The organism is Klebsiella quasivariicola, from assembly GCF_002269255.1.
Lineage (GTDB): Bacteria > Pseudomonadota > Gammaproteobacteria > Enterobacterales > Enterobacteriaceae > Klebsiella > Klebsiella quasivariicola.
Genome location: NZ_CP022823.1, coordinates 3,229,597 through 3,242,037 on the forward strand (window position 1 = coordinate 3,229,597; position 12,441 = coordinate 3,242,037).

The 12,441-nt window shown below is 56.2% G+C and carries 12 protein-coding genes; 9 read left to right on the forward strand and 3 right to left on the reverse strand.

Annotation, left to right across the window (positions count from 1 at the left end; genetic code table 11):
• The first annotated feature begins 6 nt into the window (after positions 1–6).
• Entirely contained in the window at positions 7–915 is a 909-nt protein-coding gene (locus tag B8P98_RS16080) for a LysR family transcriptional regulator (RefSeq protein ID WP_025714290.1), read from the forward strand.
• A 42-nt stretch (positions 916–957) separates the two neighbouring features.
• Here the strand turns inward: B8P98_RS16080 and B8P98_RS16085 are convergent, their stop codons facing one another.
• Positions 958–1,416 (reverse strand): MarR family winged helix-turn-helix transcriptional regulator, encoded by a 459-nt coding sequence (locus B8P98_RS16085; RefSeq protein WP_025714289.1) that lies wholly within the window; start codon positions 1,414–1,416, stop codon positions 958–960.
• Between the two features lie 74 nt (positions 1,417–1,490).
• On the opposite strand from B8P98_RS16085, the gene B8P98_RS16090 reads away from it, so the two are divergent.
• The 3 genes from B8P98_RS16090 to ybiX all read left to right on the forward strand — a co-directional run bounded on the left by B8P98_RS16090 (position 1,491) and on the right by ybiX (position 6,149).
• Positions 1,491–2,438 (forward strand): quinone oxidoreductase family protein, encoded by a 948-nt coding sequence (locus B8P98_RS16090; RefSeq protein ID WP_025714288.1) that lies wholly within the window; start codon positions 1,491–1,493, stop codon positions 2,436–2,438.
• A gap of 700 nt (positions 2,439–3,138) precedes the next feature.
• The gene (locus B8P98_RS16095) at positions 3,139–5,424 is read left to right on the forward strand and encodes a catecholate siderophore receptor Fiu (RefSeq protein WP_095033220.1); all 2,286 of its coding nucleotides are present in this window, start codon (positions 3,139–3,141) and stop codon (positions 5,422–5,424) included.
• Positions 5,425–5,471: 47 nt separating this feature from the next.
• Entirely contained in the window at positions 5,472–6,149 is a 678-nt protein-coding gene (gene ybiX, locus B8P98_RS16100; protein ID WP_095033221.1) for a PKHD-type hydroxylase YbiX, read from the forward strand.
• Positions 6,150–6,217: 68 nt separating this feature from the next.
• Here the strand turns inward: ybiX and ompW are convergent, their stop codons facing one another.
• On the reverse strand, positions 6,218–6,856 hold the full coding sequence (gene ompW / locus B8P98_RS16105; RefSeq protein ID WP_095033222.1) for an outer membrane protein OmpW: 639 nt from the start codon (positions 6,854–6,856) through the stop codon (positions 6,218–6,220).
• A 269-nt stretch (positions 6,857–7,125) separates the two neighbouring features.
• Between ompW and B8P98_RS16110 the strand changes: the two genes are divergently transcribed.
• The 5 genes from B8P98_RS16110 to yciA all read left to right on the forward strand — a co-directional run bounded on the left by B8P98_RS16110 (position 7,126) and on the right by yciA (position 11,855).
• The gene (locus tag B8P98_RS16110; RefSeq protein WP_095033223.1) at positions 7,126–7,539 is read left to right on the forward strand and encodes a YkgJ family cysteine cluster protein; all 414 of its coding nucleotides are present in this window, start codon (positions 7,126–7,128) and stop codon (positions 7,537–7,539) included.
• Between the two features lie 25 nt (positions 7,540–7,564).
• Positions 7,565–8,308 carry a YciC family protein gene (locus B8P98_RS16115; protein WP_025713612.1) on the forward strand — a complete coding sequence of 248 codons (744 nt, stop codon included), beginning with the start codon at positions 7,565–7,567 and terminating at the stop codon, positions 8,306–8,308.
• 54 nt (positions 8,309–8,362) lie between these two features.
• Positions 8,363–8,902: a septation protein A gene (locus B8P98_RS16120; protein ID WP_025713613.1), complete on the forward strand. Its 540-nt coding sequence runs from the start codon at positions 8,363–8,365 to the stop codon at positions 8,900–8,902.
• Positions 8,903–9,173: 271 nt separating this feature from the next.
• Positions 9,174–11,357, forward strand: a complete 2,184-nt coding sequence (locus tag B8P98_RS16125; RefSeq protein ID WP_095033646.1) for a TonB-dependent siderophore receptor — start codon at positions 9,174–9,176, stop codon at positions 11,355–11,357.
• Between the two features lie 99 nt (positions 11,358–11,456).
• Positions 11,457–11,855, forward strand: coding sequence for an acyl-CoA thioester hydrolase YciA (gene yciA, locus B8P98_RS16130; protein ID WP_002901629.1), 399 nt, complete (start codon positions 11,457–11,459; stop codon positions 11,853–11,855).
• 29 nt (positions 11,856–11,884) lie between these two features.
• Here the strand turns inward: yciA and B8P98_RS16135 are convergent, their stop codons facing one another.
• Entirely contained in the window at positions 11,885–12,421 is a 537-nt protein-coding gene (locus B8P98_RS16135; RefSeq protein ID WP_025713614.1) for a YniB family protein, read from the reverse strand.
• Between the last annotated feature and the right edge of the window lie 20 nt (positions 12,422–12,441).

A 12,441-nucleotide genomic window follows, 5' to 3' on the forward strand; every position in this document is an offset into this window, starting at 1 on the left:
GAAAAAATGGATATAAATCAGCTACGTTGCTTTGTGGTATTAGGTGATGAGCTTCACTTTGGCCGGGCTGCCCGTAAACTCGAAATGATGCCTGCGTCACTGAGTCGCTTTATCAAACTACTGGAAGATGATTTGGGGATAAGGCTACTGAATCGATCGACCCGCAATGTGTCGCTAACGCCTGAAGGCGCCGCCTTTTTGAATGAGGCCAAAACGGTCATTGCTGATTTCGATGCGCTACGGCAGCGATTCCGGAAAAATAGCCTGTTGCAGAAAAGAACGTTGCGGATCGGGGCTATCGACAGCGCAGCCAAAGGGTTACTGCCTGAACTGCTTAATCTTTTCGTCAGACGTTTTCCTGAGGCAGATATTCATCTTACGGAAGATAAATCTCACAAGCTGATTCCCCGACTCATTTCAGGATGGCTGGATGTGGTCTTTGTGCGCCCGCCGGAACATATTGACGCCACGCTGACAACGCGTTTTATCGCCAATGAAACCTGCGTGCTCGCCGTGCCCGCTAACCACCGGCTGGTCAGTTATGACGACGTCAGTATCGATGACTTCCGGCACGAGCCGGTTATCTTGCCGGAAAGACGCACCCGGCGTCACAGCCATGACCTGACAATGAATATTTTCAAAGAAGGTGGCAGCATGCCTGTCATCGCGCAGTACGCCGAAGAGAAGCAGACTATCCTGAGTTTTGTCGCCGCTGGACTCGGTATTGCTCTGGTGCCAGCGTCCTATAAAGACATGAATGCGGACGGCGTGAAATACCTTGCGCTCACGCCCAAAAAACATCTCGAAGGCCTCCCCCTCAGCGCGATGTGGCATCAGGGAAATAACAATATCTATGTGCGATCCCTGCTGGAGATACTTTCCGACAACATCGACGAACTGACCCGTGATTTGTGACGAACAAGATGATTGTTGCGCCAGGCGGCAACACACGAGAATTTAGCCTGGTTGCTGCAAACTGTCGGCGTATTTGCGTGTTAAGCGAAACAGCGCCTGCACCTCCTCTTCCGGCCACTGCGCCAGCACCTGATTCATTAACCGCCGCCGCGCTACCGCAATACTGTCGATCATCTGTTGTCCGCTGGCGCTAAGCGTTACTTCGCTGATCCGTCGATCATGACGGTTAGGTTGCTTACAGGCGAGTCCCTGGGCTTCCAGTTTCTTCACCTGGCGGCTGACGGTGGTGTAATCGCGCCCTAAATGATCCGCCAGCTCCACAACCCCCACCGGGCCATGGCGTCCTACCGCCACCAGCAGCGGAAACAGCATCTGCTCCAGCTGGACGCCGGCCGCCTGGAGGATCTGCTCGTCGCGCAGGGGCTGGTTCATCACGCTGATGATATCCAGCAGCGCACCGTGAAAGTCGGTAATATCGTAGTCATTATGTGCATATTGCATATATTAATTTTCCGCGTATAGTGCTGCAAAATAATATGTGTATTTTACACATAATTCCCGACAGGAGATAATTTATGAAAGCAGCCGTCGTGTTTGACCTCGCAGAAGGTCCGGTATGGGCCGATTTTATCGACCCGCAGCCCGCTGCCGGCCACACGCTCATTGACGTCCGCGCCGCCGCGATAAGCCATGTGGTTAAGGCCCGGGCATCCGGACGCCATTACAGCTTCGATGGCAATCTGCCCTTTGTGCCCGGTATCGATGGCGTTGGCACATTACCCAACGGCCAGCGCGTCTACTTCGCCTTCCCCACCGCCCCCTTCGGCAGTATGGCGCAGCGGGCGCCGGTTGCCCTGCAGAATTGCCTGCCGTTGCCGGATGCGCTCGATGATGTTAGCGCGGCGGCGATGGCCAATCCCGGCATGTCCGCGTGGGCGTCTCTGGTAACACGCGCCCAGCTTCAGGCCGGTGAAACGGTGCTGATTAACGGCGCCACCGGCAGTGCCGGCCAGCTGGCGGTGCAGATTGCCCGCTATCTGGGGGCCAAAAAGATCATTGCGACCGGGCGTAATGCGCAGGCGCTGGCGACGCTGGACGCCGATGAGTGTATTCAGTTAACCGCTGATGATAAAACCTTGAGCGGGCAGTTTTCAGCGGCCAGCGCCGCGCAGATTGACGTGGTCATCGATTACCTGTGGGGACACAGCGCGGAAGTGTTATTGCCGGCGCTGGCGAAATATACTCCTGCCGGCAGACCGGTGCGCTATGTGCAGGTGGGGTCCCTGGCTGGCGCCGATATCGCGTTAAATGGCGCAGTGCTGCGATCGGCTCCGCTCGTGCTGATGGGCAGCGGTATCGGTAGCCTGTCGATGCCGCAGCTGCTGGCGGCCACCGGTGAAATGCTGCAGGCGGCGGTGCCGGGGCAATTGACCATCGCCACCACCCCACGGCCGCTGCAGGATATCGCGGCGGCCTGGCCGCAGGACGACAGTCAGAAGCGTACGGTTTTCACCCTCGGATAAAAAATCGCTTCCGCACAAAAGATGGGGTTGATATCTTAAATGAGAAATATTATCTTTCTCATTACTGAATAGTTGAGTAAATAACTCAGGTATTCAGTACGACATTGCTCACATTGCTTCCAGTATTTTTGCCCGCACTTGTGCGGGCTTTTTTTTACTCGCGACACACCTCACACACCAGCTGACGCTGCCAGCGGTGGCCCGGCGCCTGCTCCAGACGACCTACGGCGCGGCATCGTTCTCCGTCACGCGGCGGGAGAACGCTCGCTGGTCATCACCCCAACAACGCGGTCGCGGAACAGTGCCTGCAGAGGGATCGGTGGTCCCCTGTTTTTCATTACACCATTTTCCAGAACGGCGTTCTCCTCGCGCAGAAGGAGGGCATTTTTTACGCCAAAAGCCACGAAGCGCCGGGTTAGCCCTGGCGCCTGTCACCTCACGGCGCGGCCTGTCACCGGCCTCTTCCAGCCGCCCTTTCGCTTCAATCCCACCCTTTCGTTCAAAATTTGTGAATTATGTAAATTGCGATGAAGAAATAAGTTTAAACGTCAACTTTTCTATGTAAATATTAAGACGAATGATAACTATTCTTTTTATCATTTATGGAATCACACCGGGTCAGCGCAAGCCAGACGACGAATAACGTCGCTTTTGCGCGGTGTGAGATGTGCTAATAACTAAAAATAAGCCTGCATTTATCATGGAAAAAAACGCTTCTCTGCCTTTCGGCAGTTTCAACTCATTGGCATTGTTTACGGGTCTGTGTCTGGGTGCCTCACCGGCAACGGGCATCGCAGCGGAAAAATCGGTCAAAAATAGTGAAGAGACGCTGGTGGTAGAAGCCAGCCCACCTTCACTTTATTCTCCCGGCGCCTCTGCCGATCCGAAATTCAATAAACCACTGGTCGATACCACCCGCACCATCACCGTGATCCCGGAACAGGTGATGAAAGATCAGGGCGTCACCAACCTGACTGACGCCCTCAAAAACGTCCCCGGCGTCGGGGCGTTTTATGCCGGGGAAAATGGCAGCTCAACCACCGGGGATGCCATCTACATGCGCGGCGTGGATACCTCTAACAGCATCTATGTGGACGGCATTCGCGACATCGGCAGCGTGACGCGCGATACCTTCAATACCCAGCAGGTGGAAGTCATCAAAGGACCCGCCGGCACGGACTATGGTCGTAGCGCCCCCTCCGGCTCGATCAATATGATCAGTAAGCAGCCACGTCTTGACTCCGGGATCGACGGCTCGGCCAGCATCGGCAGCGCCTGGTCGCGCCGGGGCACTCTCGACCTGAACCAGGCGTTCAGCGACAACGCTGCGTTCCGTCTGAACCTGATGGGCGAAAAAACCCACGACGCCGGCCGGGATAAGATTGAGAACGAGCGCTACGGCATCGCGCCATCGCTAGCCTTTGGCCTTGATACGCCCACCCGCTTGTATCTGAACTATCTGCACGTTCGGCAGAACAACACCCCGGATGGCGGGATCCCCACCGTCGGCCTGCCGGGCTATTCGGCGCCTTCGCCGAAATATGCCGCGCTCAATTCCGCCGGGAAGGTGGATACCAGCAATTTCTATGGCACCGACTCCGACTACGATAAATCTACTACCGACAGCGGTACCCTGCGCTTCGAACACGATCTGACGGAGAATACCACCGTGCGCAATACCACCCGCTGGTCGCGGGTGAAGCAGGAGTATCTCCTGACCGCGGTGATGGGCGGCGCAAGTAATATCACCGCCCCTGATATCAATGACGTTAACACCTGGAGCTGGTCGCGTCTGGTTAATACCAAAGATGTCAGCAACCGCATTCTGACCAACCAGACCAATGTCACCTCGACGTTCTATACCGGCTCGATAGGCCATGACGTCAGCGCCGGCGTGGAGTTTACCCGGGAAAATCAGACCAACTATGGCCTCAATGCCATGACCGCGCCGGCGGTGAATCTCTACCATCCGGTGAGTAACCTGTCGATTGGCGGGCTGGACAGAAACGGGGCGAACGCCAACGGCCAGACCGATACCTTCGGGATTTATGCCTTCGATACGCTGGCGCTGACCGAGCAGATTGAGGTCAATGGCGGGCTGCGTCTCGACAATTATCATACTAAATATGACAGCGCCACCGCCTGCGGCGGCAGTGGACGCGGGGCTATCGCCTGCCCGCCCGGCCAGTCGACAGGCAGCCCGGTCACCACCGTGGATACCGCCAAATCCGGCAACCTGGTTAACTGGAAAGCCGGGGCGCTGTACCGCTTAAGCGAGCAGGGTAATGTCTACGTCAACTACGCCATTTCACAGCAACCGCCGGGGGGCAGCAGCTTCGCCCTGGCCGCCAGCGGCAGCGGCAACAGCGCTAACCGGACCGACTTTAAGCCGCAGAAGGCGAAATCCAGCGAGCTGGGCACCAAGTGGCAAATCTTCGACAACCGTCTGCTGCTCAGCGCGGCGTTATTCCGCACCGATATCGAAAACGAAGTGGCCGCCAACGATGACGGAACCTGGTCGCAGTATGGCAAAAAGCGCGTGGAGGGGTATGAGCTCTCCGCGACCGGAAACCTGACGCCGGACTGGACGATCATCGCTGGCTACACTCAGCAGCATGCGACAGTGACGGAGGGGCAGAATGTGGCGCAGGATGGCTCATCCGCGCTGGCCTACACCCCGAAACATGCTTTTACGCTATGGACGCAGTATCAGGCCACCAGCGATCTGTCCGTCGGCGGCGGCGCGCGCTATGTCGGAAGCCTGCGCCGGGGCAGCGATGGCGCGGTGGGTACCCCGGATCACACCGAGGGCTACTGGGTCGCCGACGCCAAACTGGGCTATCGGGTCAACAGCAACCTCGATCTGCAGCTCAATATGTACAACCTGTTTGATACCGATTATGTGGCTTCCATTAACAAGAGCGGCTATCGCTATCATCCGGGCGAACCCCGTACCTTTATGCTGACGGCGAACGTCCACTTCTGAGTTTGCACGTGGGGCCGTTGCGCCCCACCTTTTAGGAGAACACCGCCATGATGTATCACATTTCTGACGTGCTAACGGCAGACCAGGTGGCTGATTTTACCCGCCTGCTCACCCAGGCCGACTGGGTTGACGGGCGGATAACCGTCGGCAGCCAGGGAGCGACCGTCAAACAGAATCAACAGATCGATACCCGAACGCCGCTGTATGCCCACCTGCAAGCCGCCGTGCTCGACGCGCTGCGCGGCCATCCGCAGTTTTTTTCCGCCGCGCTGCCGCGGACGATTTCCGCGCCGTTATTTAATCGCTACGGACCGGGGGAGACTTATGGTTTTCATGTCGATGGCGCCGTTCGTCAGAACGGCGAGGCGGGGTGGATGCGCACTGACCTGTCAGCGACGCTGTTCCTTTGCGATCCGGAGAGCTATGAGGGTGGCGAACTGGTGATTGAAGACACCTATGGCCAGCACCGGGTGAAGCTCCCGGCCGGGCATCTGGTGCTCTATCCCGCCAGCAGCCTGCACTGCGTCACCCCGGTCACCCGCGGCGTACGTCAGGCCTCTTTCCTGTGGATCCAGTCGATGGTCCGCGACGATAAGCAGCGCGCGATGCTCTACGACCTGGACCGCACCATCCAGTCTCTTAAGGCCCGCTTTGGCGACGGAGAAGAGGTCCTCTCCCTGCTGAATATGTATCACAACCTGCTGCGCCAGTGGACGGAAGTATGATCCGCTGACCGCAAGCAGGGAGGACGAGGCAATAGACTGGCCATCCGCTGGCCAGTTTTCAACAGAGATTAAAACCGGTAGCCCGCGGAGAACATAAACACCCACGGATCCAGGCGGGTGCTGACTTTCTGGTCCACGCCGCCGGCTTTGAATTTCACATCGGTATCGATATCCATGTACCACACCGACATATTCAGCAGCCAGTCGCGGTTAATCAGGTAATCGAGGCCAACCTGCCCCGCCGCGCCCCAGGAGTCCTTAAGGCTCAGATCGGAAAGCCCGGCCGCTTTGCCGGTGTCGTTAAAGTCTTCATTAAAGAAGGTGGTGTAGTTAATACCGGCGCCTACGTACGGGCGCACCTTGCTTTGCGCATCGCCAAAGTACCACTGCGCCATCAGGGTGGGTGGCAACTGATGGACGGTGGCGATGGTCCCGGTTGGCCCGGTGCCAACCTTATGGCGGAACGGCGTTGCCGCCAGCAGTTCCACGCCGATGTTATCGGTCGCCATATAGGTAAAGGTTAAACCCAGCTGGGTGTTGTTACTGACGTTGAAACTGCCCAGGCTACCCAGCACATTGTCAGAGCCCTCCGTCGGACGGACGGTGGCGGTCCCGGCACGAATGAAAAACTCACCCGCCTCATGCGCCCAGACGCTGCCGGTGGAAAGCGTGCCCAGAATAACTGCCGCCGCTGCTAACTTCCTCATATCCACTTCCTCATTATGGTTTTTCAGCGCGGCCAAATATACCTATAACGAGTTACGTTTGATCTGTTTTAGATCACACTAAATCCTTAGATTTAACATTTATTGATCCAGATTAATTTTTGCAACCAATCGCAATATGCTGATTCCCTCTCACATCAATTTTCACTTATCAGCCAAAAATTTATTTCTGCCCCTCTTGCCGCCGCTGAGGCGGCTGGATAAGTTAACTGCCGACAATCTGTGTTGATGCGTTTTTTTCAGGTGTAATTATGAGTGAAATCAACCCGTGCATGACGTGCGGTGCCTGTTGTGCGTATTTTCGAGTCTCTTTCTACTGGGCGGAAGCCGACGACGCGGGCGGCGTGGTGCCCTCCGCGCTGACCGAGCCGCTGACCCCCTTCCTGCGCTGCATGAGCGGCACTAACCAACGCCAGTGCCGCTGCGCCGCGCTGTCGGGCACCATTGGCGACACCGTCCACTGCACTATCTATGAAAATCGTCCCTCGCCGTGCCGGGAATTTGCCATGTCCGGGGAAAACGGCGTGGAAAACGATGCCTGCAACCGGGCGCGGGCGCGCTATGGCCTGCCGCCATTGCGCTCTCTTTACAAAGATATACCTGCCCGGACCGGCGCAGAGAGTGCTACGACGGAACGATTTGCGGTACAATCGCCGGCTAGTTAACACCTGCAACACTCAAGGAGAATGCATGTCTATCACGGCGAAGTCCGTCTACCGTGACACCGGGAATTTTTTTCGTAATCAGTTCATTACCATTTTGCTGATTGCGCTGTTGTGCGCGTTCATTACGGTAGTGCTTGGCCATGCCTTTTCACCCAGCGATGAGCAGCTGTCGATACTCAGCGAAGGCGACAACCTCACCGGTAGCGTAGGCCTGTTCGAGCTGGTGCAGAACATGACGCCGGAGCAGCAGCAGGTCCTGCTGCACGCCTCGGCGGCATCGACCTTCTCGGGCCTGGTGGGCAATGCGATCCTCGCCGGTGGCGTCCTGCTGCTGATCCAGCTGGTCTCTGCAGGTCATCGCGTCAGCGCCCTGCGCGCCATCGGCGCTGCGGCGCCGGTGCTGCCGAAGCTGCTGCTGCTGATCCTGTTCACCACTTTCCTGGTGCAGATGGGGATGATGCTGGTACTGGTGCCCGGCGTGCTGCTGGCCATCGTGCTGGCCTTTGCGCCAATCATGCTGGTACAGGACAAAATGGGCATCCTCAGCGCCATGCGTAGCAGCATGCGCCTGGCGTGGGCCAATCTGCGGCTGGTGGCGCCGGCCATTATTGGCTGGCTGGTGGCGAAAACCCTGCTGTTACTGCTCGCTTCCAGCTTTGCCGTCCTGACGCCGAATGTGGGTGCAGTGGTCATCAACACGATCAGCAACCTGATTTCCGCCCTGTTGCTGATCTATTTATTCCGCGTGTATATGCTTATCCGCCGCTAATTTTAACCAGGATCGGGGCGTTCCCCGGTCCGTCCTGAAAGACGGGATCGATGTATGAAGCAGTTTCTGGATTTTTTACCCCTGGTGGTCTTCTTTGCCTTCTATAAGCTTTACGATATCTACGCCGCCACTACCGCACTGATCGTGGCGACCGCCATCGTGCTGATCTACAGCTGGGTGCGCTATCGTAAAGTCGAAAAAATGGCGCTGATCACCTTTGTACTGGTGGCCGTCTTTGGCGGGTTGACCATCTTCTTCCACAATGATGAGTTTATTAAATGGAAGGTGACGGTGATCTATGCCCTGTTCGCCGGCGCGCTGCTGTTTAGCCAGTGGGTGATGAAAAAGCCCCTGATCCAGCGCATGCTCGGCAAAGAGCTGACCCTGCCGCAGCAGGTCTGGTCACGGCTTAACCTTGCCTGGGCGGTGTTCTTTATCCTCTGCGGGCTGGCCAATATCTATATCGCCTTCTGGCTGCCGCAGAATATCTGGGTGAACTTCAAGGTCTTTGGCTTAACCGCCCTCACGCTGGTCTTTACCCTGCTGAGCGGGATCTACATCTACCGCCATATGCCGCAGGATGACCACCACTAACGCCTCCGCCGGCGCGCCATCGCGCGCCGCGCTCGCCCCCTATAATCTCACTGCGCTGGCAAACATTCCCTTCAACCACACAACCTCAGCGCATACGCTGACAGCTTCCCGGCCACACTGTGCAGGCTCCCTTCACGATTTCTCCCAACTGCATAAAAAGTTGCGATAATTGTGAGGATTTTATGGAGATTTATTTCCCCACATTGTAATGATAATGATTATCATTAATATTCTCGATCTCGTTTTTCTTTGCTTTGAAAAGGATATTTATATGAGATCGCTGCAATATTATGCCCCCACGACCCTGGCGCTGGTCATATCCAGCCTGCTTGCCCCGACCGCCTTTGCTGAAGAGTCAGAACAAGATACCGAAACGATGATTGTGCGCAGTACGGCGGAAGAGGCGCTCAAGCAACAGCCCGGGGTGTCGATTATCACGGCAGATGATATTGCTAAGCAGCCGCCGGTCAACGATCTCTCAGACATCATCCGTAAAATGCCCGGGGTGAATTTAACCGGCAACAGCGCCAGCGGCAGTCGGGGTAACAACCGCCAGATTGATATCCGCGGCATGGGGCCGGAGAACACCCTGATCCTGATAGATGGAGTACCGGTCACGTCACGTAACGCGATTCGCTATAGCTGGCGCGGCGAACGCGATACCCGAGGCGACAGCAACTGGGTACCTGCCGAAATGGTCGAGCGAATTGAAGTTCTCCGCGGTCCGGCAGCCGCGCGCTATGGTTCCGGCGCGGCGGGCGGAGTGGTCAATATCATTACTAAACGCCCAACCAACAACTGGCACGGTTCGCTCTCTTTCTTTACCAATCAGCCGGAAAACAACAAGGAAGGCACGACTAATCGCGCTAATTTCAATCTCAGCGGCCCACTCGCCGGCGAGGCGCTGACGATGCGCCTGTATGGCAATATCAATAAAACGGAACCCGACGCCTGGGACATTAACCATGCGCAAAACGGTTCCTATGCTGCGGGACGCGAAGGGGTACGCAATAAAGATATTAACGCCCTGCTGTCATGGAAAATGACCCCGCAACAGATCCTCGATTTCAACTACGCCTACAGCCGTCAGGGGAATATCTATGCCGGTGATACCCAGTACAGCAACGGCAATCTTAGCCCGAACGGGCTGGTGGACTCCCTGTACGGCCACGAAACGAATCGTCTCTATCGTCAGTCCTGGGGGCTGACTTACAACGGCCTATGGGATTGGGGCCAGTCCAAAGCCGGGGTTTACTACGAGAAAACTAACAATACCCGCCTGCAGGAAGGTTCCACTGGCCGCGTCGAGGGCATGATCAACAGTGAGGATTATGCCACCAGCCGTCTGGAATCCTGGCGTACGACCTCGGAATTCAATGTGCCTTTCTTCTGGCTGGCGGACCAGACGCTGACGCTGGGAATGGAATGGAACCATGATCAGCTCGACGATCCGGCATCGATGCAGGCCACTGACAGCAACGGCGAGACTATCCCCGGAACCTCGGGCGATCCTGCTCAACGTAGTACCAAAAACAGCGCCACCCTCACCGGGATCTATCTGGAGGATAATATCGAAGCCGTACCCGGCACCAACCTGATCCCCGGCATTCGCTTTGATTATCATAATCAGTTTGGCAGCAACTGGAGTCCAAGCCTCAACGTTTCTCAGGCGCTGGGCGATATGTTCACGCTGAAGGCCGGTATCGCGCGCGTGTTTAAAGCGCCTAACCTCTATCAATCCAGTGAAGGCTATTTGCTCTCCACCCGCGGCAATGGTTGTCCGAACACTATCGCTGAAGGCAGCTGCTATCTGCTGGGCAACCCTGACCTCGATCCGGAGATCAGTATTAACAAAGAGATCGGTATCGAATTCAACCTTAATGGTTACGCTGCCGGAGTTACCTGGTTCCGCAACGATTACAAAAACAAAATCGTCTCCGGAACCGAGGTGCTGGGCTATACCTCCAGCGGCAATAATATTCTGCAGTGGCAGAACGGCGGCAAAGCCGTGGTCGAAGGGCTGGAAGGAAATCTGCTGATCCCGGTGCTGGCTGATATCCTGAGCTGGCGGACCAATGCCACCTGGATGCTCAAATCGGAAAGTAAAGAGACAGGCAACCCACTGTCGGTTATCCCGAAATATACCGTTAACACGATGCTCGACTGGCAGGTAAACGACGCCCTGTCTGCAAATGTGAACTGGACGCTTTATGGCCGTCAGAAGCCGCGTCAGTATGCGGAGATCCGCAACGAAACCGGGACCCTTGCCACTACCGAGGTTGGCGCCTATTCCATCGTGGGGATCGGTACTCAGTACCAGCTAAACCGGGATATTCGCCTGAACGCCGGAATAAGTAACCTGTTTGATAAGCAACTGTATCGCGAAAACGCTGGCGCCTCGACCTACAACGAGCCTGGCCGCGCGTATTACGCCGGGGTGACTCTCTCCTTCTGAACCGCCGCGCCCGCGTCAGCGGGCGTATTCCCCTATTCTCACTGCGCCGTTTTCATAGTAGCATCCCGCTGATCGTCTTTGACCACAACAGAGTAGAGCATGACAACAACAGATCTCGCCCCGAAGGGTGAAATGGTTTTACGCACCCTGGCAATGCCGGCGGATACCAATGCCAACGGGGATATTTTTGGCGGCTGGCTGATGTCGCAGATGGATATCGGGGGCGCCATCATGGCCAAAGAGATCGCTCAGGGTCGCGTGGTGACCGTGCGCGTGGATGGGATGACCTTTTTACGCCCGGTGGCCGTCGGCGACGTGGTGTGCTGCTACGCCCGCTGCGTCAAGCGCGGCAACACCTCGGTGACGATCAATATCGAAGTATGGGTGAAAAAAGTCTCTTCCGAACCAATTGGCCAGCGCTACAAGGCGACGGAAGCGCTGTTTATCTACGTTGCTGTCGATAATCAGGGTAAACCACGCCCCCTGCCAGCAGAATAAGAAGGAGCCCGGCTCACCGGGCACCTGACTTACAGAAAGCCCAGCAGCGAAAAGAAGAAGTAGCCGATGACAATCACGATCACCGGCAGCACGTACAGTGGGAAATACTGCACCAGGATAGTATGGCGCGGAACCACAATGCGTTCGGCGAGCTGCTCGCGGGTTAACCCATCTACGCCTTTGGCCTGCTCAAGGATCAGCTGGTCCTCAATCCCCTCGCGGAGAAATTTCGCCTGCCGCGCCATCCGCGCGCCGGAAGCCTGCAGGGCCATGCCGACGAACACCAGAATGAAGATGATCCAGAAGCCGATGTTCAGGCTATGGTGAAAATCCGGCAGCGGTGAGTTGTACCAGAAAAAGTTCAGGAACGGCGTGTTAAAGCGCATCATCTCAATCATCACGTGCGCAAAATCCATCATTACCGCATCAATGCCGGGTTTCTTTTCACTGTGCTCATACATAAATTTGAGCACAGAAATCAGCGTCGACAGCACGGCGGGAATAAAGATAACCCATCCTAAAATGCGTTTAATAACCGCTATGCGTCCAGCTTGTTGGTACGTCATGAGTTCCCCTTGTTAAAGAC

Bases quoted from the DNA above. Each gene is read 5' to 3' on its own strand.
- ompW (WP_095033222.1), bottom strand. From the start codon at position 6,856: ATGAGGAAGTTAGCAGCGGCGGCAGTTATTCTGGGCACGCTTTCCACC.
- B8P98_RS16115 (WP_025713612.1), top strand. From the start codon at position 7,565: ATGTCTATCACGGCGAAGTCCGTCTACCGTGACACCGGGAATTTTTTT.
- B8P98_RS16090 (WP_025714288.1), top strand. From the start codon at position 1,491: ATGAAAGCAGCCGTCGTGTTTGACCTCGCAGAAGGTCCGGTATGGGCC.
- B8P98_RS16125 (WP_095033646.1), top strand. From the start codon at position 9,174: ATGAGATCGCTGCAATATTATGCCCCCACGACCCTGGCGCTGGTCATA.
- B8P98_RS16080 (WP_025714290.1), top strand. From the start codon at position 7: ATGGATATAAATCAGCTACGTTGCTTTGTGGTATTAGGTGATGAGCTT.
- B8P98_RS16095 (WP_095033220.1), top strand. From the start codon at position 3,139: ATGGAAAAAAACGCTTCTCTGCCTTTCGGCAGTTTCAACTCATTGGCA.
- B8P98_RS16120 (WP_025713613.1), top strand. From the start codon at position 8,363: ATGAAGCAGTTTCTGGATTTTTTACCCCTGGTGGTCTTCTTTGCCTTC.
- B8P98_RS16135 (WP_025713614.1), bottom strand. From the start codon at position 12,421: ATGACGTACCAACAAGCTGGACGCATAGCGGTTATTAAACGCATTTTA.
- ybiX (WP_095033221.1), top strand. From the start codon at position 5,472: ATGATGTATCACATTTCTGACGTGCTAACGGCAGACCAGGTGGCTGAT.
- yciA (WP_002901629.1), top strand. From the start codon at position 11,457: ATGACAACAACAGATCTCGCCCCGAAGGGTGAAATGGTTTTACGCACC.
- B8P98_RS16110 (WP_095033223.1), top strand. From the start codon at position 7,126: ATGAGTGAAATCAACCCGTGCATGACGTGCGGTGCCTGTTGTGCGTAT.
- B8P98_RS16085 (WP_025714289.1), bottom strand. From the start codon at position 1,416: ATGCAATATGCACATAATGACTACGATATTACCGACTTTCACGGTGCG.